This window comes from Rudaeicoccus suwonensis (assembly GCF_007829035.1).
Taxonomy (GTDB): Bacteria; Actinomycetota; Actinomycetes; order Actinomycetales; family Dermatophilaceae; genus Rudaeicoccus; species Rudaeicoccus suwonensis.
Window position 1 is genome coordinate 2,038,878 of record NZ_VIVQ01000001.1, and the last position, 19,964, is coordinate 2,058,841.

Genomic DNA, 19,964 nt, shown 5'->3' on the forward strand with positions numbered 1-19,964 from the left:
CTGTCGTGCCTGCTTCGCGTCGTCGTCTGATCGTTGTCCTCACCGTTGTCGGTGTCGTCGTATTGGCGACCGTCGGCGTCGGCGTCTACGGGCTCGTTCGTGGCCCGGCGCACCCAAACCACACCACCACCCGGCACGGGGGATCGAGCCCATCGGGTACGCAGAACCCGTCAAGTGTGGCGGGTCCGGTCCCGGCAACGCTGCCCAAGACCGACAACCCTGTCGTCTACGCCAAGGCGGTCGCTTTCGCGTTGTTTGACTGGTCCACGATCACCGGGTACGCGCCGTCTGATTACACGGCCCCGGTGTTGGCGGACGCGGACCCCTCCGGCGACGAAATCCCTGGTCTCGTCGGGGACGTAGCCAGCTACGAGCCGACCACCGATGAGTGGACGGAGCTGGCGACGATGAAGGTCATCGAGCATCTGACGATCGCCAGCGCGACCGTGCCCTCGTTGTGGCCCGAAGCGCTGGCCGAGGCGCACGGACAGGTTCGGCCGGGCACGACCGCGATCACAATTACCGGAACCCTGCACCGAACCGGCGTCTGGTACGGCCAACCGGCATCCACCACCGATCCGGTGAGCTTCACGATCTTTGAGGCGTGCAGCCCGGCATGGCCCGACTGCCACACCCTGCGCCTCTCACAACTCAACGATCCCCTCGGTTAGCGGGACGGGGTTGGTGATGGTCCGCAAGGTGCTGATCGGCCTGGTGGTCGCGGTGGTGTTCCTCGGCCCCGGCATCGGCCTGACCGCGTTGGCCGGGATGTTCGATCCGGCGACGACCGACGCCGCCACCTGCGCCACAACTACCGACGCGGGCGGGTTGTCGGGGCCGTCAATGCCGGTCAGCGGCACCGTGCCCCAGAGCCTCACGGCCACGACCGCTGACGGGCAGACCGTGACGCTCGATCACACACAGCTTGTGCGGGCGGCGACGATCATCGCGGTCGGCAACAGCGAGAACATCCCCGCCAACGGCCAGGTGATCGCGCTGATGGCCGCGCTCACCGAGTCCACCCTGCGCGTCCTCGCCAACACCACCGTCTACCCGCAGTCCGCGAACTACCCCAACGATGGCGACGGCGACAATGACGCTTCGCTGGGGTTGTTTCAGATGCAGCCGCCGGACGGATGGGGAACGGTGGCGGAGTTGATGGACCCGGTGTGGTCCAGCCGCGCGTTCTACGGCGGGCCGGACGGCCCCAACCACGGCTCCCCGGCCGGGCTATTGGACATCCCCAACTGGCAATCGCTCTCGCTCGGGGCGGCAGCGCAAGCAGTCGAGGTCTCGCAGTACCCCACGAGATATGCGAACTATCAGCCGGTCGCGGAGAAGATCGCCAGCACCCTCACCGGCGTGACCCTCACCGGCAGCCAGTGCATCACGGGCACCACCGGGAACCTCCCGCCAGGGTTCGCCGGAGCGTTCATCGCCGCCGCCGAGAAAGAGATCGGGCTGCCGTATGTGTGGGGTGGCGGAACCTACACCGGCCCCTCCGGCGAGGCAGCGGACGGCCAGCCGGGATTCGACTGCTCCGGGCTGGTCATGTACGCCGCCTACCAAGCCTCCAACGGCAAAGTCCGGCTGTTGCATTACACCGGCGATCAAATCAACGAAACCCAACCCGTCACTTGGGCCGATAAGCAGCCGGGCGACATCATCTTCTACACGTATCCCGGTGCCAGCGTCCCGCACCACGTCGTCATTTACCTCGGTGGGGATCGCATCCTCCAAGCGCCGGAGACGGGGCAGAACGTCGGCTACGGCACCCTCTCGATGTTCACCGGCCAGACGGCCACGGTTCGCCGGATCGCCGAACCGTCGTCCTGACTGGCGCGCCGGTTGGGGTCGCGCACCTGCGGAGTGTGAACTTCCTATCTCCACTCCACCGCCCTGTCACGTTCGTCATCGCTGGTGTTGGCGTGTATCCGAACTTCAACGGTGTCGGCGGCGCGGGCCAGCTCGACACAGTGATTGGCGCGTTGATGACGATTGTGCTGATCGTCGCTGTGCTGATGATCGTCGTGTGTGCTGCGGCGTGGGCGCTGGCCTCCGCGCACGGTAACTATCAGGCCGCCACCAAGGCCCGCACCGGGCTACTCGTCGCCGTTGGTGCGGCCGCCCTAGATGGTGGCGGGATCGCGTGGATGAACTTCCTGCTCGGGATCGGCCCCAACCTGTAGCCGTTCGACCGGCGGCGGGGTCGAACCGTTGCCGTGGCGTGGCGGGAGCACCTGCGGGGTGAACCCCGCCACTTCGCACCGGCTGATTGTTGTCGGTGGTGTGCGGGTCCGTGCTGCGAGGGAGCCCGCCCAATGATCTCTGTCCTTACCTCTTTCACCACCGGCTTGACCGGCTCGTTCGGCCGCTCCGGCTTACTGCTGGCCGATGTGAATATCTCTCCGAACTCCAACGGTCTGCCCGGCATCAGTGCGTTGCAGACGATCGTTGGGGCGGTCATGACCGTGGGGCTGATCCTCTCGGTCCTGGCGCTGATCGTCGCCGCGGTCGCATGGGCGTTCGGGTCACACTCCGCCAACCCGCACCTTGCTACGCGCGGTAAGACGGGGGTGTTGATCGCCTGTGGTGCCGCGATTCTCTGTGGTGGGGCGGTCGCGTTCATCAATTTCTTCTGGCACGTCGGCCAGGGCATCTGAGGGGCGCGCCGCGATGGGTGTCTGCTCTATCCCGGTCATCTCGACCGTCTGCCACGTCGCGGGCAAGGCCGCCGCGACCGTCGTATCGGCTCCGTTCGACTGGATCGCTGAGGGCGTCGGTAACGCCGCCAAGTGGATGTTTCAGGGGGTCTGGCAGCTCTTTGACTCCACGACCTTGGTGGATGTCACCGACCCGAATTATCTGCGGGTGTATGACGTGCTGTTTGGCGTCGCGATCTTTCTGATGCTGTTGTTCTTCTGCTTGCAGCTCATCACTGGCCTGATCCACCGCGATCCCGGCGCGTTGCACCGGGCGGGGATCGGGTTGGCGAAATCGGTCCTCGGCTCGTTCCTCGTGGTGACCATCACGGGGTTGGCGTTGGAGATCACCGACGAGCTGTGCGTCGGGATCATCCAGGCCACGGGGAACACGCTGTCTGAGATGGGCGGCAAGATCGCCGCCCTCGCCGCCGGGATCGGAGCGATCAGCGTCTCCGCACCGGGGGCGGGGGTCATCATCATCATCTTCCTCGGCTGTTTGGCGATCACCGGGGCAGCGATCGTGTGGTTCTCGCTGTTGATCCGCAAGGCCCTGTTGCTCGTCGCCGTGGTTCTTGCCCCGGTGGCGTTGTCGGGGCAGTCGTGGGATCACGCCCGCGGGTGGTTCTCGAAGTGGGCGTCGTTTGTGGTCGCGCTGATCGTGAGCAAGTTGGTGGTGGTCGTGATCTTCCTCGTCGCGATCAACCAAATGAACGCGCCCTTGAACTTGGGGCTGTCCTCGATCGCTAACCCGGTCGCCGGGATCGTGCTCATGTTCGTGGCCGCGTTCGCGCCGTACATGGCCTACAAGTTCATCTCCTTCATCGGCTTCGACCTCTACCACTCGATGTCCGCCGAGTCGGAGGCGAAGGGGGCGATGAACCGGCCCATCCCTGTTCCCGCGATGGCTCGGCTCGGCGCGGCCCGCAAGGTCCTCGGCGGTGGCTCCGGCGGCGACAGCGGCAACGGTGGCGGTGACAAGAGCGGCGGCGATGATGACGGGCCACCACCCCCACCGCCCGGCGGCGGTGGTAACCCGGTCGCAGGCGGGGGCACCGGCAAGGACGCGGAGGGTCAAGGTGCTCAGACGGGTGCCGAAGGGGCGGAGGCCGGGCCGGAGGGCATGGCTTTGGTCGCGGGAGCGCAGGCGGTCACCGGGGCGGCGAAGGCCGGGCCGCAGGCCGGGAAGGCGGTTGCCCGTGCTGCTGAGCAACACGTGGACGCCAGCCAGGACGCCGGTCACCCCGCGACTGACTCGCCAGAGAACCAGTCGAGCCGGTCGGGTGCTGTCCCCACCCCGCCAGCATCAGCCACGCCGCAGCCAGATAACCCGGCTCCACCGACGACGAGTACTCCGTCGGCGGAGCCGCCGATGTCGGTTCCGCTGACCCCGACAGAACCGAATGCACCGGCCCCCAGCCAACAGCGGCCAGCACCGCCCCCCACGACACCATCGCGACCGGGGTCGGGGTCGAGTGAGGGAGAGGCGTGATGGCCGATAACACCAACCCCGACCGTGGGCTCGGGCCGGTCAAGTTCTCCCGCCTCGCCCGCCGTGGACTCTTGCTCGGCCTCTCGTTGCCGCAGGTGATCGTCCTCGGCGTCGGCGCGGTCGCGATCATCGCCGCGCTCTACACCGCAGGCGGCAAGGGACTGCTGTTCGTGTTCCCCGTGATCGGCGTCTGCGCGCTGCTGGTCTGGGTGCCGGTCGCCGGTCACAAGCTGATCGAGTGGGTACCGCTGGCCGGACACTGGACGGTCCGGGCGCTGCTTGGACAAACGGTGTATCGGCGTAGGGTGACAAAGCCGCGCCCGGCGGGGACGCTCGCGCTCCCCGGCGACGCGGCAGCGCTGCGCCAGTACCTCGATCCCGATACCGGGGTTGTCATGGTCCACGACCCCCACCGGGCAACGTTGACGGCGCTGGTCGAGGTCACGCATCCGAGCTTCATCCTGTTGGACCCTGGCGAGCAGCAACGTCGCGTCGCCGCCTGGGGCCGCGCGCTCTCCACGGTGTGCCGCTCCGGGCGGATCGCCCGCCTCCAAGTCCTTGAGCGGACGGTCCCCGATAGCGGTACGGGTTTGGAGCAATGGTGGGCCACCCACGGCAGCGACGACGGTTCCTGGGTCGCCCGGACCTACCGGGAGTTGATCGAGCGGGCCGGGCCGACCGCCGAACGGCACGTCACCACCCTCTCGTTGTCGCTGGACATGAAGGCGGCAGCGCGGGCGATCCGATCGGCCGGGCACGGGATGCGCGGTGCCGCCGCGGTCCTGCGCGCGGAGATGCGAACCCTCACCACCGCCCTTCGCGCCGCCGACCTGACCCCCGGTGAGTGGTACACCCCCGGCCAGCTCGCCGTCCTGCTGCGCTCCGCCTATGACCCCGCGGTCGCCGCCACCTTGGAGCGCAGCGAACTGGGTCGTGACCTCGCCACCGCCGGGCCGGTCGCGGTCGAGGAAACGTGGGACCGGCTCCGCTCAGACTCCGCCTACCACGCCGTGCTGTGGGTAAGTGAGTGGCCGCGGTCGCAGGTGTACCCCGGCTTCCTCGCCCCGATCCTGCTGTCATCCGGTGTGAGGCGCGCGTTCACGTTGCTGTGCGACCCGGTGCGCTCCGATCAAGCGGCCAGGGATATTCGCAAGAAAAAGACGGGCTACCTGTCGGACGCGACCCAACGCGCTCGGATCGGGCAGATCGAGGACGCCGAGCAGACCGCCGAGTACCGCGACGTGCTCCAACAAGAGGCCGATCTGATCGCCGGTCACGGCGTACTCAGGTACATCGGCCTCATCGCGATCTCCGCACCGACGACAGATGAGCTGGACGCGGCCGTGGCTGCGATCGAGCAGGCCGCGATCCAAGCCTCCTGCGAGACCCGCCACCTCGTCGGCCAGCAAGCCCAAGCGTTCACCGCCGCCGCCCTGCCGCTCTGCCGAGGACTCTGAAATTGCTGGGCTTGGCCCCTGTGCCCGTTGTTGGGTGCCGGGGCTGTGGCGCGTACCTGCGGGGTGATCGACCCTCGCGTGGATGGAGTGAGTGATGGCTTTCAGTAACCCGGCAGTTGAGGCGACTGAGGCGGCGCGGGCGTTGCGGTTGTTGGCGCGTGAGACTCGCACGATCGAGTCTCCGACGCACGTGTACCAGACGCTCGGGGCGCTGTCGGAGGCGTTGTACGCGCTGGGGGAATCGCTGGATCAGCTCGCGGACTGGCACGAACGCAATGTCGAGCACGCCATGAATGACGACGGTGACCGTACCGCTGGGCGGCAAGACGCGACCGCAGCGGCGCTGCTGTTGCGTGACGCGGCGACCCTAGCCCGGAGGGTGAAGGGGCCGTTGCGTGAAGCGTTCGCTCACAACGGCCGCATCGCGTGGAGCCCAGACCACATCGAGGCAGCCGAACGCAACCGCGCCCGACCGCTACCCCCGGCGTCCATGTTCGGACGCAACTCAGCACCGATGCCTCAGAACGGCTCCCTCGGCCGCTGATCCTCCCGCAGCTCCCGGTCCTTGGCCGGGGGTTGTCGGGCGCACCTGATCGGCAGACACCTGTTCTGCCGTGAAAAAGGAGTGCTGGCCGTATGGGCTCACGCGAGAAGAAGTTGTATTCGACGGTGCTGGTCGGCCGCTCCGGGCAGCACCGCCGCGACCGCCGGGCGGCGCGGCGTGCCGCCTCCCGCGCTTACGCGCAGGACGCCGCCGAGCGCAAAGCCCAAGCGAAGGCCGAGGCGGAAGCTGAGAAGGCTGAGCGGGCAGCGGTCACGTACCTGCCGCGTAGTGGGGAGCCGGACCGAGCGGCGTTGCGGGCGTGGCGACGGTTCCGGCTCCCCGCCCACCAAGACACCTCAGCCACCCTCGCCGGGGCCTACCCGTTCTTGGCCGAGGGTGGCCTGGGTGGCGAGGGCGTGTTCGTCGGCCAAGACCTCTACTCCGGCGGCTCGTTCGTCTTCGACCCCTGGGTCCTCTACCAGCGCGGGGTTATCACCGCCCCCAATGTGGTCCTCGCCGGGATCGTCGGGGCCGGTAAGTCCGCTCTGGCGAAGGCGCTCTACACCCGCTCCATCCCATTCGGGAGGCGCGTCTATGTCCCCGGTGACCCGAAGGGTGAGCACACCCCGGTCGCGAAGGCGGTCGGTGGGCAGGCGATCGTGCTCGGCCACGGCCTCTCCAACCGCCTCAACCCCTTAGACGCGGGACGCCGACCCTCCGGGGTCTCGGATGTGGAGTGGGCTTCGATGGTCACGGCCCGCCGCCGCGATCTCATCGGCGCGCTCACCGAAACGGTGTTGGGAAGGCCGCTGTCGCCGGTCGAGCACACCGCCGTAGACATCGCCCTCAACGCCGCAGTCAGTTCGTCGGAGACGCCGATCCTGCCGATGGTCGTGGACCGCATCCTCAACCCCGACACGTCCTCCGATCCTCGCTTGGCGGAGGACGGGCGGATCGTCGGCCACGCCCTCCGCCGCCTCGTCGCCGGCGACCTCGCCGGCATCTTCGACGGCCCCTCCACGGTGGCGTTCGACCCCGACCTCCCAATGGTCTCCCTGGACCTGTCGCGGGTGGCGGAGAACAACGCCCTGATCTCCGTGCTGATGACCTGCGCCTCCGCCTGGATGGAGTCAGCGCTACTGGACCCGAACGGCGGACAGCGCTGGGTCGTCTACGACGAGGCATGGCAACTCATGCAACACCCCGCGCTGCTCAGACGGATGGACGCTCACTGGCGGCTCGCCCGATACCTGGGGATCGCGAACATGCTGATCTTCCACAAGCTCACCGACCTGGACAACGTGGGCGACCAAGGCACCGCCGCCCACGCCCTCGCATCCTCGCTGTTGGCGAACGCGGAGACCAGGATCATCTACCGCCAAGAGTCCGACCAGCTCGGCGCGACCTCGGCCATGCTCAACCTGACCGGCACCGAACAACGGATGCTCCCGCAACTCGGGACCGGGCAAGGACTCTGGCGCATCAAAGACCGCAGCTTTGTCGTGCAGCACCAGCTCCACCCGGACGAGCTGACCATCTTCGACACCACGGCCAGAATGCGCGAGATTACGCGGGTGACACCATGAGCGGTCCGGTGCGGTCGTGGGATTTGCCGGTCGTGCGCGCCCTCGACGCGGTAGAGCAACTACCCGGCTTCCGACCCGATCAGATCGAGTGGGACTCCTTCCAGCTTCACCGCACCGGGCGGGGTGAGCAGATGGAGGCCGTGTCGATCTACGCCTACCCGACCGGCTCAGAGCACGGTTTCGTGCGGTTCGGGGTGACCGATGGCGAGTTCACCGTCACCGACCCTGAGCGCCGCCGGATGACCGCCAGCGATGTGGCGGTTGCGCTCAATGTGCCAACCATGAGCGCGGAGAAAGCGATCACCGCAGTCATACCGGCGCTGGCGACGGCGCTGTCACGGTTCAACGCCGCACACGCACCACACGCTGCCGCGCGAGCGGTGAATGCCGGGCAGGGGCCGGTCGGTTCGTATAACTGCCACAGCGGTCTGTCGGATCAGCCACAGCAACCTGGCATCGGCCTGTAACTGCCGGGTCCGAAGCTGCCGCGCGGCGCTTCTTGTTGACGGTTGGAGGGTGACGAGCACCTACGGGTGTGACATCAACACCTGACACGGGCGGCAGCGACGGCACGGTGACGCGCGTCCATCATGGTGCGACTAACACCAGCGTCGATGAGTTCCCGGCCGTGACGGTGCCGGTGGTGCTCCCGCAAGCAGTCGTCACCGTCGATGACAGCGGCCATGCCCGGATCACGGTCGAGAACACCGGCCACCGCACGATCGACTGCCCGGACGAACCGATCGGCCGTGACGAGCTGGGCAAGGCGCTCGCTGTCATAGCGGAGCAGGTCGCCGGGCCGATCCGAGTTGAGGTCCGCGAGCCCGACGGGTCGCGTTACGCCGACATCCTCCAACCCCACCCGCCGCAACCGAGCGCCGCAACCGCGCCAGACGACGACGCTGAAGGTGACGGGCGGTGGGTGTCGGGCGAGGGGTTCCTGCCCGGTGAGACCGTGCTGGTCGCCGTGGTCGCCACGACGATCCGTGCCGACCAGGACGGGACCGCTGGCCTCGATACCCCGCCGAAGCTGCCACGGCAGGGCAGTGAAGTGGTGCTGTTCGGGTCCGCGTCGGGAACGACCGTCCGCGTCACCCTTCCACCCCGACCGACCCGCCGGTGGTGGCGGCGATGACCGGGCAGACGCCCCGGTCGGGGAACGACACCGCAGTCAACCTCGGGCTCGGAGCAGTCGCCGCGATCGGCGTACTCGCCGGTCTGTTGCGGATCGCGGGCGCAATCGCGGCATGGGTCGGTGACACCAAGCAGCCTGCCGGGAACATCGGGGCCGGGCTCGGGGTACTCACCCACCCGACCCAGCCCTCAGTTGCCTTGCGGGCTCCGGGGTTGAGCCCGTTCGCGTATTGGGCCGTCGTCGCCGTCTTGCTCATCGCTGCCGGAGCGGGCGCGTGGCTCGTGCTGCGCCTGGTCCGCTCGCAAACGTCAAGCGACGATCGCCGCAGGCGGGCCGGGATCGCCACACCGGCCCAAATCCGCAAGGTCGCCTCCGGGCGGGCGTTGCGCCGCCGTGGCGGCACGCTACGCCCGTCGCTGAACCACCCGGCCCCCTGCGAGGTCGGGTACCTGCTCGGCCGCGCACGCGGTCAGCAGGTGTGGGCGTCGGTCGAGGACTCGATGCTGCTAATCGGTCCGCCCCGGAGCGGCAAGGGCCTCCATGTGGTCATCAACGCGATCTTGGACGCGCCCGGCGCGGTGGTCACGACCTCGACGCGGCCCGACAACCTCACCGTCACGCTCGCGGCCCGGCAGAAGGTCGGGCCGGTCGCGGTGTTCGACCCCCAACACCTCGCGCCCGGCCTCCCAGCCGGGTTGCGGTGGTCCCCTGTCCGCGGGTGTGAGGACCCGCTGACCGCGATGATCCGCGCCACCGGCCTCGCCGCCGGAACTGGCCTCGGCGGAGGCGGGGTCGAGGGCGGCGGGTTCTGGGAGGGCAAGACCGCCGCCGCCATCCAAACGCTGCTACATGCCGCCGCGCTCGATGGGCGGGACGCCCGCAGGTTGTATCAGTGGGCGTTGAATCCGACCGCCGCTACCGATGCCGTTCAGGTCTTGCAGTCCGACCCTCGGGCGGCGGAGGGGTGGGCCGACTCGTTGGAGTCCATGATCGACTCTGATCCCCGGACCCGCGACTCGATCTGGCAGGGCGTCGGCCTCGCCTTCAACGCGCTCGCGGACCCGCGTGTGCTCGACGCGGTAAGCCCTCGCGACGGGGAGGGTTTCAACCCGGATGCGTTCTTGGCCGAGCACGGCACCCTCTACCTCTTGGCGACCGGGGCCGGGGCGGGCGCCAGTGCTGCGTTGGTGTCGGCGTTCATCGAGGACTTGACCGAGACCGCGCGCCGCCACGCCGCCCGATCGGCGGGAGCGCGTCTCGATCCACCGCTCCTGCTCGCGCTGGACGAGATTGGGAACCTGGCACCGCTGCCGTCGCTACCGACGCTGATGTCGGATGGCGGCGGGACCGGGATCACCACCCTGACCGTGCTTCAGTCGTTGGCGCAGGCCCGGCAGAAGTGGGGAGAGCACCATGCCGCCGCGATCTGGGACGCCGCGATCGTGAAGATCATCCTCGGCGGCGAGTCACAAAGCCGCGACCTCCAAGACCTCTCCACCCTGATCGGTGAGCGCGACGAGACCACCGACTCGACCACCACCGACGCAACCGGCGGCCGGTCACACCAACGCTCAATCCGCCGCGTGCCGATCCTCCCACCCGATGCGCTACGAACGATGCCGTTCGGGCTCGGCACGATCCTCCTACGCGCCGCACCGCCGATCGTGACCGACCTCCGCCCCTGGACCAGCCGGGCCGACGCCGACCAGCTCACCGCCGACCGCCGCGAGATCGAGCAGACCTTGCGCTCCGCCGCCTGAGCTACCCGCTGTCGCAATGGGAAGTGGTGAGCACCTTTCGGGTGGAGCACCGATCCCCGGTGCTCGCTCATTGACCCGAGCCTGGGAGGTTCATCGTGGCGATCAAGACTGAACCGTCGATCAAGGGGTTCATCGCCAGCGACCCGCGACTGACGTTCAACGACGACGGGCAGGCGCGTTTCTACGCCCGCATCGGACAGAACCACTATCACCGTGAGGAAGATGGGACCTTCACGGAGATGGAGCCGAGCTTTCACGATCTCGTGCAGTTCGGCAAAGGCGCGGAACTGTCAGCCGAGCGGTTCCGCAAAGGCGACAAGTTCATCGCGCAAGGCTACGTGCAGGACTACCGGCACATGGTCGATGAGGAGCAGCGCACCGATGAGCAGTTCGTCGCCAAGCGCGTCGCGCACGATCCGAACCTGACCACCTACACCGTCGATCGCCGCCCCCGCGCCGAACGGGAAACCCCAGTGGCAGAGCGCGACTCCGCTACCCGCACGGCCGTCGAGCAATCGGCCGTCGAGTATGACGGCCTCGGGCGCTGATCGCCATGAGCGAACAGACTCCCGAGCCGCCCAACCAGTCACCTTACGATTGGGCCAACGACCCCGACAACCACGATCTGGAGCCCGAGCCTGAGCCGGATGAGATCACCGCCGAGGCTTCTGGCGACGAGACCGATGTGCCGCACCCGGTCAACTGGCGGACCCTGAGCGCCGAGGACGCCGAGTATGAGTGGCTGGCGCTGAATGAGTGGGTCGATTGGCTGCGCCACGAGTTCGGGCTGCCCGCCTCGGTCGTCCCGCCGTACTGGCATCGACACCCCGAGCTGGTATGGGAGCTATCGGCGCTGCACCTGCACTGGCTTGGCGCCCATGACCCTGCCCAGCACGCCTCCGCGCCGATCGGGTGGCTCGCGGACTTCCACGTCGCCCAACAGCGGCTCCGTGAGTGGGTGGCGCTGTCCGGCACCCGGCTGGACCGGGACCGACCGACCCGCCAAACCGTCTGGCCCGGCGAGCAAGTGATGTCCCCGATAGCGGAGACCGCGATCGTCAACCGCGATGAGGATTTCGTTGCGTTCGTGATCGCTGACGTGAACCGCCGAGCCCAAGCCGAGTCCGACTTCCTGCGCCGCAGCGAGCCGGACTCCGAGGACCGGCCATGACAACGCCCGGCGGCAGCGTCGATCCCTCGGTGCGCTCAAGCATGACCACAGCTACCGACGAGACTGAGCCAGCATCGAGCTTGCAAGCAGACGTGCGGCAGGCTGCGGGTGAGGTTGCCCGCAGCCTGCCACCGATGACCGCCGAGCAAGCCGCGTTGATCCGCCACCTGCTGCGAGACCAACACCACTGACCCCCGCGCTCCGTCCCGTCGAGAATCAGACGCGGGCGGTGATAAGGACTCGCTCGGGCTCAAAGGCGTTCTGCCCGCGGTTCGTGGTCTGCTGGATACGCACGTCGAACACGGCCTTGATGATCTTGCGCTGCTCCGCCAACGGCATCGCGGCCCACGCGGCGCGGATGTCGGCGGCGGTCACGAGCTGAAGGATTCGCTCATCCGTGATCGGCGGGACCATCGCCCGCTGCGCCTGCTCAATCTGCGGCCGTAGGGTCTGCTCGACCCGCGTGAGCATCGCCAGCGGGAGGTCCCCGGCCGCGTACTGATCGGCGGCCTCATCCAAACGCTGTTGCAACGACGCAAGCTGCTGCTCGGCCGCTTGGGTCTGCGTGAGCCAGTCATCGCCATCGGTGGCGGTCAAGCGGGCGAGGTTCGCGGGTTGCTCAAACCACTCAAGCGCGACCTCCTGCACGTACTCGTCAAGGCCGGGCTGGGAAATCATCGTCTTGTAACAACCCCGGAAGCTGCACTTGTACTTGGTCGCGTCGGCCTTGTCCTTGCGCCGGATCGTCGCGCGGCGCAGCACCCGACCGCAATAATGACAGCGGGCGATATGCACCATCAACGTCTTAGCAGCCGCCCCGCCACCGTTCCTCGTGCGACGCGACGGGTCAGCGAAAAGGCGCTGGAGGCGCTGAAAGTCCTCCCACGAAATCAACGGCTCCCAATCAGCGTCACCGATCACCTTGTCGCGATAGACGCGCTTGCCCGCGATCGTCGGGTTCTGGAGCACCTGCCGGATCGTGTGCGTATCCCACCCCCGCGGGCTCTCAGTCCACGGCTTCATCGGCGTCGGCTCCCCAGCGTCCTGCAACCGCATCGCCACCGACCACAGAGTCGCGCCCGCCAACGCATCACGCGCAGCGTCCTTGACGATCTGACCCGTGTGCGGATCGGGCTCCTGACGGATCAGCGTCCCGGTCCGCTCGTCATACACCCGCCGGTACCCATACGGGATACGCGCGTGCGGACGGCCCTTCTCCGCGTTACGCCGCGCGGTACGCAACTGCCGCTCGCGCATCGTGTTCGCGTCCGCCTCCGCCCGCAAAAACTCAAAACCCATCATAAAGCTGTCATCCGACCGCGACAGGTCATACACCCGGCCGTGCGTCAGATACAGCACCCCGGCCCGCTGACACGCCGCCCGGAGCTGCACATAGAACGCAAGATCACGGCCCGCGCGTGAGGGCTCCCACGTCACGAACCCGCCGAACTTCCCGGACTCGATCAGCGCCAGCGCTTCCTCGAAACCCTCCCGCTCCTTCCGCCGCCATTGCGACGCTGAACGGTTCGCGTCCTTGATAACCCGCGCGACATGCCACCCCAGCGGGCGGCACCACGCCTTGCACTCGCTGACCTGATCGTCAATCGACCGCATCAACATATGCCGATCCTTCGACGCCCGGCCGTACACGATCGCCTCGACCCGCTCGCGACCGTCCTCGACCCCGAGGTCCGTCCTTACCAACGTTTCCATGCTCATCAGGTGCGTCTCCTGTTCCGCACCCCATTTGCATCCTCGACGAACCCACGACAGGCCTGGACCCGCAGGCGCGACACGTGTTGTGGGACAAGCTTTTTCGGCTGAAGCAGCAGGGCGTGACACTGGTGCTGACGACGCACTACATGGACGAGGCCGAGCAGTTGTGCGACCGCCTCGTGGTCATGGACAAGGGCGTCATCGTCGCCGAGGGCTCGCCCGCGACGCTCATCCGCGACCACTCCTCCCGCGAGGTGGTCGAGCTGCGCTTCGGCGTCGGCGAGCACGAGGCCATGGCCGCGCAGCTGAACGATCTGGCGGAGCGAGTCGAGGTGCTGCCCGACCGCGTGCTGCTCTACACCGACGACGGCGAGCGCGCCTCGGCGGCCGTGCACGAGCGTGGATTGCGCCCACTCGCCGTGCTGGCACGGCGCTCGACGCTGGAGGACGTCTTCCTCCGGCTGACCGGGCGAAGTCTGGTGGACTGATGAGCGGCTCGACGACAGTTCCGGCTCCGCAACCGCTCGACCGTGGGTCGGGCCCACGGATGACGTGGCGCCTGCTCGACTACTGGGCGACGGTCTACAAGCGCACGTGGCGCGGCTCGATCATCAACAGCTTCGTCAGCCCGATCCTGTATGTCGTCGCGATGGGCGTGCTGCTCGGCGGTTTCGTCAAGGCCGACCCGGCCAAGCTCGACGGCGCCCACAGCTACCTGGCCTTTGTTGTGCCCGGAATGCTGTCGGCGCAGACGATGCAGGTCGCCATCGGCGAGACGACCTACCCGGTGATGGGTGGGATCAAGTGGCACAAGAGCTACTTCGCGATGCTCGCGACACCCCTGCGAGTGGCGGACATCGTGCTGGCCAACCTGGGCTTCGCAATCTTCCGCATCGGCTCGAGTGCAGCGGTCTTCGTACTGGTCATGGCGCCATTCGGCGTCTTCACCTCGGTGCCCGGCGCCCTCGCGGCGTTCGTCATACAGCTGTTGCTCGGTCTTGCCTTCGCCGCGCCGATCTTCGCGTACTCCTCGGTGCTCAAGGACGAGGGCGGATTCAGCATCATCTACCGACTGCTGATGATCCCCTTGTTCCTGTTCTCCGGGGCGTTCTTTCCGCTCAGCAACCTGCCCGCGCCGCTTGAGGCGATCGCCGTGTGCAGCCCACTGTGGCAGGGCGTGGACCTGGCACGTATGGCGACGCTGGGCACGTGGCACGCCGGGACCGCACTGGTGCACATCGTCTATCTGGTGGTCCTGGCTGCGCTCGGCACCTGGCTGGCCATCCGGGGACTGACCCGACGGATGGTGAAGTGATGGCAGTGATCTCAGCCCCGCTGGCGCGGTCCAACGGCCGTGAGCTCAGCCGCGCCGGAGCCACCGCCGTGTTGGTCTACCGCAACTACCTGGTCTACCGACGCGGCTGGATCTTCTTCGTGACCGGGTTCCTCGAGCCGGTGTTCTACCTGCTGTCCATCGGCATCGGGGTCGGCAAACTGATCCCGAGTTTCGACATCGGTGGCCAGGTCGTCCCGTATGCCGATTTCGTCGCGCCTGGCATGCTCGCAGCGTCGGCGATGAACGGCGCGGTCTTCGACACCACGTTCAACGTCTTCTTCCGGTTGAAGTACCAAAAGCTCTACGACCAGATCCTGGCGACACCACGCACTCCCGCCGATGTCGCCCGCGGGGAGATCAGCTGGGCGCTGCTGCGCGGCGGGATCTACTCTGCGGCCTTCTTGCTGGTGATGACTGCGCTGGGCATGGTGCACTCGTGGTGGGCGGTGCTGGCGCTGCCGGCGGCGCTGCTCATCGGGTTCGCCTTCGCCGGCATCTGCATGGCACTGACGACCTGGATGACGTCGTGGCAGGACTTCGAATACATCACCCTCGGCACCCTGCCCCTGTTCTTGTTCTCGGCGACGTTCTTTCCGCCGTCGGCATTTCCGACCTGGTTGCGGTGGGTGGTCGAATGCACGCCGCTGTATCGCGGAGTCGTGCTGTGCCGTGAGCTGACGACCGGCCATGTCGGCTGGGCGTCACTGATCTCGGTGATCTATCTGGCGGTGCTCGGACTCATCGGCACCCGCATCGTGAGCCGCCGTCTGGCATCGCTGCTGCTGACCTGATCCTGCCCAACGTCGGCAACGGGGAGATGAACGCTCCGAACCTGCCTGAAACCTGTGGTCGTTCGGGGCGATGACAACGTGTGGTCACTCGGGACGATGGCAACGTACAGCGCCGTCAGCGTGCCGCGCCCCACGTCGCGATGCGCCACCCTCCTGACGTCCACTGCAACGACAGATCGGTGTGCACCGGAGGTGTCGAGGCCACCGTGCGACGGCCTGTTGCCGTGACGACGGTGAACTCGGGCTGAGTGATCACGGCGTCGACGTGCACGGTTGCGCCGCTGCCTTGCTGCACCACCGCAGACCGCACGACGAACGACAGTCCGCTGTAGGTCGCGCCCGCTTCAGCCGCCGAGGCGAGATCTGCCGCATCAGCGGTGTAGGCCGTGGAGCCCGGAACCAACGCGGCGCCGAGCGCGGAGGCATCGCGCGCGGTCCAGGCAGCGGCACGAGCCGACACCAGGCTCTGCACGACCCGCACCGTCTGTGATCCGAGAGCCTCAGCGGAGGTGGGGCCCCCGCCTGCTGATCGCGCGGGCTGGGATGCGGAGCTCGAACGGGCAGGACCACTGCCAGAGGAGGTCCCGGTCCCAGTTGCCCGCCCTGGCGCCGTCGGTTGTTTCGAGGATGTGGTCGCGCTCGACCTCGCCGGCAGTTGCGCGCTTGACGCAGGCACAGGCGCGTTGGTCGCCGCACGTCCGGATCCACCGGCGAGCGTCATACTCAACGCGGCCGCCCCGACGACGATCACGCCCGCCACGGTGAGCATCACGGGACGCAGTGTCCGACGCGAACTCGCGCGGACGGCACGGGCCGACCGCCGCTCCGGCGTCCCTTCGCGCGCAGCGTCGGTGCGGATGCGTCGGGTGAGCGCGGACGCCGGGTCCTCCTGCGCCAGCGCCGAAGCGGCACGTCGACCTGGCGAACCCTGAACAGGCGCCGGCTCCGGATCCGCACACTCCCACAGCGCCAGTGCAAACTCACCGGCAAGCGGACGCGCTGAATCCGTATGCGACAGAGCAGAATTGACGAGATCCCGGATCTCCGGCGAAGCCTCCGGAGCGAGTTCGGCGAGGTCGGAACGCAAGGCCGCCGGCTCCGGAGCCGCACCGGTCAGTGCAGCCCAGGCAATGGCACCCAGCGAGTACACATCCGACGCCGGCAGCGGCGCCGTCCCGGCGAGCACCTCCGGTGCCGCCCACGCCTCGGTGGCCCACACCTCCTCACCGGAATGACCGGCCAGACGCGACATGCCCAAGTCGGCGATGAGCGGCTTGCCCTGGTCGGTGAGCAGAATGTTGCCCGGGCTGAGGTCACCGTGCACGAGCCCCATGCCGTGCAGGTCGTGCAGCGCACGCGCGACAGGACACAACACCGTGACAAGTTCGCCAGGCGTCAGCACACCACGACGCGCCAATGTCTGCGCCAGGGAGCCACCCTCCGCGAGATCCATGACCAGCGCGGTGCGCGGCGGCTGCACCGAGGTGTCGAGGACGACATCCAGCAGCCGAACAACGTGATCGTGCCGGATCGCCTGCAGCACTGACACTTCATAGTCGAGCTGTTCGCTCTCCGCAGCGACGATCTTGGCAGCCAGGCGAACACCGTCGCGTGACCGCACTGCCCACACCTCGCCGGTAGCGCCCTGCCCGATCGGTGTCAACACCTCGTAACCCGGCAGATGCGGGATCGCCGACTCCACTGTCCCGTCGTGATCCATGACACCTCCTCTCACCGTGCGCCAGATTTGCACGGCCGCTGGAGACGGCGCAGACGTTGTCCACAGACCCGCCGACAGTCGCGCGACGATGGACGGCAGGTGGCCGGCCACCCGTTACCGTGAGGGTCGTGCCAGCCTCGGACCTCGTCACCACCGCACAGGCGGCGGATCTGCTGGGCGTCCGGGTATCCACCGTCTACTCCTACGTCAGTCGTGGGCTGCTGCGCCGCGCTGACGAGGGACGCACCCGGCAGCAGGGCTCCCGCTTCGACCGAGACGAGGTCGTGGCGCTGGCAGCAAGCCACCATCGGCAACGCGCGGGCACCTTCGAACTGTCCATCGAGACCGCGATCACCGACCTGGACCCCGCCGGGCGACTGTTCTTCCGCGGCCACGACGCCTGCGAGCTGGCCGAGCGACACAGCTTCGAGCAGGTCGCCGAACTGGTCTGGGGAACACCGGGTGCGCCGACCCCCTGGCCGTCGCTTGACATCGATCCTGTGTTGTATGACGCGCGCGGGGTGCCGTCACCGACGTCATTGCGCAGCGCGGATCACATCCGCCGAGCGATCCTCACCGCCGCGGAGAACGACTCGGATCGCGAGGACATCAGCGCGGATCACTTCCGCCAGGCGGCGCGGCGGTCTGTGACGGCCGCACTCGCGTCGATCCCGCCACGTCAGCGCCAGTCCCTGTGCGCACCAACGACATCGGTGGTCGACCGCCTGTGGCCGCTGTTGAGTGAGCGACCGTGCGGTGTTGACGAACACCGCGCGTTGCAGGTGGCACTCGTGCTGCTGATCGACCACGAATTGGCGACCTCCACGATCGCGGCTCGCGCAGCCGCAAGCACCGGCGCCGGACCGTATCTCGTGCTGCTCGCGGGTGCCGGCGCGCTCGGTGGGCCGCGCCACGGAGCTGCGTCGGCCGCGGCATACGACCTCATCCGTGACTACTCGAAGGGAACCCTGACGATCGGAGTGGCACCTGCTGGCTTCGGGCACGCCGTGTACAGGGACGTCGACCCCCGAGCGGAGCAGATCCTGCTTGCCGTCGGCCAGTTCGCGCCAGATGTGGCCGAACTCGTCGACGACCTCGCGTTGCAGGTCCGCCGCGTGCACGGCCTTGCCCCGAACGTCGATCTGGCGCTGGCCGCCCTGAGCATCAGCTGCGGATTCCGGCGGGACGCCGGCGAGGCGATCTTCCTGCTGGCTCGCATCGCCGGCTTCACCGCCCACGGCATCGAGGAGCAAGGTCACCGGATGAGATTTCGCCCGCGCGCTGCCTACCGCACCGACTGATCCGGCAGCAGGCGAGGGGCAGGCTCTCCGACATACCGCGACCGCGGCCGGATGATCTTGCGGTCCAGACCCTGTTCGAGGATGTGCGCCGTCCAGCCGACCACGCGACTCACTGCGAAGGTCGGCGTGAACATCTCACGCGGGATCCCGCACGCTTGCATCACGACCCCGGCGTAATACTCGACATTGGCCCGCAAGGGACGATCCGGCTTGGCTTCGTCCAATACCGCGACCACCTGGGCTTCACAACCGATCGCCAGCTCCGCCAGCGGTCCACCGAGCTCGGCGGCAGTCTGCTTGAGCAGCTCGGACCTGGGGTCCAGCGTGCGATAGACCGCGTGCCCGAATCCCATGACCCGGCGGCCCGCTGCCAACTGGTCACGCGCCCACGCTTCCGCCCGGTCGACCGAACCGATCCGGTCGAGTGCGTCCAGCGCGCGGCTGGGTGCACCACCGTGCAGTGGTCCGGACAATGCGCCGATCCCGGCAACGACACAGGAGGTCAGATCAGCGCCGGTCGATGCGACACAGCGAGCGGTGAAGGTCGAATTGTTGAAACCGTGGTCGACCGTCAGCACGAGATATCTGCTCAGCGCGCGGATGTGTTCGTCGGCGGGAACACGGCCCGTGAGCATCCACAGGTAGTTCGCCACGTAGCCCAGATCCGGACGTGGCAGGCGAGGTTGTGCTCCGGCAGCGATGGCGTGCGCCGCCGTGACCAGCCACGGCACGGCCGTTGCGGTGCGTATGGCGCGCACCTCCCGCGTCGGCTGGTCGCTGTCCCACAGCGGCTGATCGCCCGACAACGTGCCGTATGCCGACAGGGCCGTCCGCAGAGTGGCCAGCGGATCCGCAACGCCGCCGGCGACGGTCGCGGCCCGAACGACCTCGAGCAGGCGGGCCGTGAGGTCGTCGTCTTCCACAGCAGCGGAGGCGATGGTGTTCCGCCACTGCTGCGCCTGCCCGGCATCCGGCAGCTCGTGCCGGAGCAGGAGATGCCAGACCTCCTCGAAGGAGCAGCGCCGGGCGAGTTGGGTTGCGTCATACCCGCGGTAATGGAAGAAGCCGTCCGCACCGAGCACATCGCCGATGCGGGTCTCTGCGGCGATCAGATTCGCCAGGCCGGGGGCTGCAATCACGTCAGATGTCGTCATGGACGCAGCGTGCGCGCCAACAGAAGTCGTGGTCAATGTGGATTCTGTCTACATACTTAAGGGTGAGAAATATGTAATCTGCATCCTTTGCACTAGTGA

Annotated in this window: 20 protein-coding genes and 1 pseudogene; 18 read left to right on the forward strand and 3 right to left on the reverse strand. The window is 67.7% G+C overall.

All coding sequences use genetic code 11. The features are described 5' to 3' along the window. Positions 1-5: 5 nt before the first annotated feature. From BKA23_RS09375 to BKA23_RS09440, 14 genes are all read left to right on the forward strand, one after another. Positions 6-671 carry a hypothetical protein gene (locus BKA23_RS09375; protein WP_145227492.1) on the forward strand — a complete coding sequence of 222 codons (666 nt, stop codon included), beginning with the start codon at positions 6-8 and terminating at the stop codon, positions 669-671. A 16-nt stretch (positions 672-687) separates the two neighbouring features. Then, positions 688-1,836 (forward strand): C40 family peptidase, encoded by a 1,149-nt coding sequence (locus BKA23_RS09380; protein ID WP_211841637.1) that lies wholly within the window; start codon positions 688-690, stop codon positions 1,834-1,836. A gap of 92 nt (positions 1,837-1,928) precedes the next feature. Next, positions 1,929-2,189 carry a DUF6112 family protein gene (locus tag BKA23_RS09385; protein ID WP_246104543.1) on the forward strand — a complete coding sequence of 87 codons (261 nt, stop codon included), beginning with the start codon at positions 1,929-1,931 and terminating at the stop codon, positions 2,187-2,189. Positions 2,190-2,321: 132 nt separating this feature from the next. Next, complete coding sequence (locus BKA23_RS09390; protein WP_246104544.1) at positions 2,322-2,663, forward strand: DUF6112 family protein; 342 nt, start codon at positions 2,322-2,324, stop codon at positions 2,661-2,663. A 13-nt stretch (positions 2,664-2,676) separates the two neighbouring features. Beyond that, positions 2,677-4,194, forward strand: coding sequence for a conjugal transfer protein TrbL (locus BKA23_RS09395; RefSeq protein ID WP_145227494.1), 1,518 nt, complete (start codon positions 2,677-2,679; stop codon positions 4,192-4,194). Beyond that, positions 4,194-5,651 (forward strand): SCO6880 family protein, encoded by a 1,458-nt coding sequence (locus tag BKA23_RS09400; RefSeq protein WP_145227495.1) that lies wholly within the window; start codon positions 4,194-4,196, stop codon positions 5,649-5,651. The genes BKA23_RS09395 and BKA23_RS09400 overlap by 1 nt, the downstream gene beginning before the upstream one ends. Before the next feature lie 94 nt (positions 5,652-5,745). Then, positions 5,746-6,195 (forward strand): hypothetical protein, encoded by a 450-nt coding sequence (locus tag BKA23_RS09405; RefSeq protein WP_145227496.1) that lies wholly within the window; start codon positions 5,746-5,748, stop codon positions 6,193-6,195. 92 nt (positions 6,196-6,287) lie between these two features. Next, positions 6,288-7,781, forward strand: coding sequence for an ATP-binding protein (locus tag BKA23_RS09410; RefSeq protein WP_145227497.1), 1,494 nt, complete (start codon positions 6,288-6,290; stop codon positions 7,779-7,781). Beyond that, entirely contained in the window at positions 7,778-8,248 is a 471-nt protein-coding gene (locus tag BKA23_RS09415) for a hypothetical protein (protein ID WP_145227498.1), read from the forward strand. The genes BKA23_RS09410 and BKA23_RS09415 overlap by 4 nt, the downstream gene beginning before the upstream one ends. 68 nt (positions 8,249-8,316) lie before the next feature. Further along, positions 8,317-8,916, forward strand: a complete 600-nt coding sequence (locus BKA23_RS09420; RefSeq protein WP_145227499.1) for a hypothetical protein — start codon at positions 8,317-8,319, stop codon at positions 8,914-8,916. Next, positions 8,913-10,676, forward strand: a complete 1,764-nt coding sequence (locus BKA23_RS09425) for a type IV secretory system conjugative DNA transfer family protein (protein ID WP_145227500.1) — start codon at positions 8,913-8,915, stop codon at positions 10,674-10,676. Before BKA23_RS09420 ends, BKA23_RS09425 begins: the two co-directional genes overlap by 4 nt. Positions 10,677-10,771: 95 nt before the next feature. Beyond that, positions 10,772-11,224 (forward strand): single-stranded DNA-binding protein, encoded by a 453-nt coding sequence (locus BKA23_RS09430; RefSeq protein ID WP_145227501.1) that lies wholly within the window; start codon positions 10,772-10,774, stop codon positions 11,222-11,224. 5 nt (positions 11,225-11,229) lie between these two features. Further along, on the forward strand, positions 11,230-11,847 hold the full coding sequence (locus BKA23_RS09435; RefSeq protein WP_246104545.1) for a hypothetical protein: 618 nt from the start codon (positions 11,230-11,232) through the stop codon (positions 11,845-11,847). After that, complete coding sequence (locus BKA23_RS09440; RefSeq protein ID WP_145227502.1) at positions 11,844-12,038, forward strand: hypothetical protein; 195 nt, start codon at positions 11,844-11,846, stop codon at positions 12,036-12,038. The genes BKA23_RS09435 and BKA23_RS09440 overlap by 4 nt, the downstream gene beginning before the upstream one ends. A gap of 25 nt (positions 12,039-12,063) precedes the next feature. Here the strand turns inward: BKA23_RS09440 and BKA23_RS09445 are convergent, their stop codons facing one another. Next, positions 12,064-13,566: a recombinase family protein gene (locus tag BKA23_RS09445; RefSeq protein WP_145227503.1), complete on the reverse strand. Its 1,503-nt coding sequence runs from the start codon at positions 13,564-13,566 to the stop codon at positions 12,064-12,066. A 26-nt stretch (positions 13,567-13,592) separates the two neighbouring features. Between BKA23_RS09445 and BKA23_RS09450 the strand changes: the two are divergent. From BKA23_RS09450 to BKA23_RS09460, 3 genes and pseudogenes are all read left to right on the forward strand, one after another. Next, positions 13,593-14,051, forward strand: a pseudogene (locus tag BKA23_RS09450) (ABC transporter ATP-binding protein); the annotation flags it as partial. After that, complete coding sequence (locus BKA23_RS09455; protein ID WP_145227505.1) at positions 14,051-14,878, forward strand: ABC transporter permease; 828 nt, start codon at positions 14,051-14,053, stop codon at positions 14,876-14,878. The pseudogene BKA23_RS09450 and the gene BKA23_RS09455, both read left to right, overlap by 1 nt. Then, positions 14,878-15,690 (forward strand): ABC transporter permease, encoded by an 813-nt coding sequence (locus tag BKA23_RS09460; RefSeq protein ID WP_145227506.1) that lies wholly within the window; start codon positions 14,878-14,880, stop codon positions 15,688-15,690. The genes BKA23_RS09455 and BKA23_RS09460 overlap by 1 nt, the downstream gene beginning before the upstream one ends. Before the next feature lie 115 nt (positions 15,691-15,805). Here BKA23_RS09460 and BKA23_RS09465 read toward each other — a convergent pair whose 3' ends face one another. Continuing rightward, the gene (locus BKA23_RS09465; protein ID WP_145227507.1) at positions 15,806-17,410 is read right to left on the reverse strand and encodes a serine/threonine-protein kinase; all 1,605 of its coding nucleotides are present in this window, start codon (positions 17,408-17,410) and stop codon (positions 15,806-15,808) included. A gap of 128 nt (positions 17,411-17,538) precedes the next feature. Here BKA23_RS09465 and BKA23_RS09470 point away from each other — a divergent pair, with 128 nt between their 5' ends. After that, positions 17,539-18,711: a citrate synthase gene (locus BKA23_RS09470; protein WP_145227508.1), complete on the forward strand. Its 1,173-nt coding sequence runs from the start codon at positions 17,539-17,541 to the stop codon at positions 18,709-18,711. Here BKA23_RS09470 and BKA23_RS09475 read toward each other — a convergent pair. After that, positions 18,696-19,865, reverse strand: coding sequence for a citrate/2-methylcitrate synthase (locus tag BKA23_RS09475; RefSeq protein WP_145227509.1), 1,170 nt, complete (start codon positions 19,863-19,865; stop codon positions 18,696-18,698). The genes BKA23_RS09470 and BKA23_RS09475 overlap by 16 nt on opposite strands. Positions 19,866-19,964: the final 99 nt, after the last annotated feature.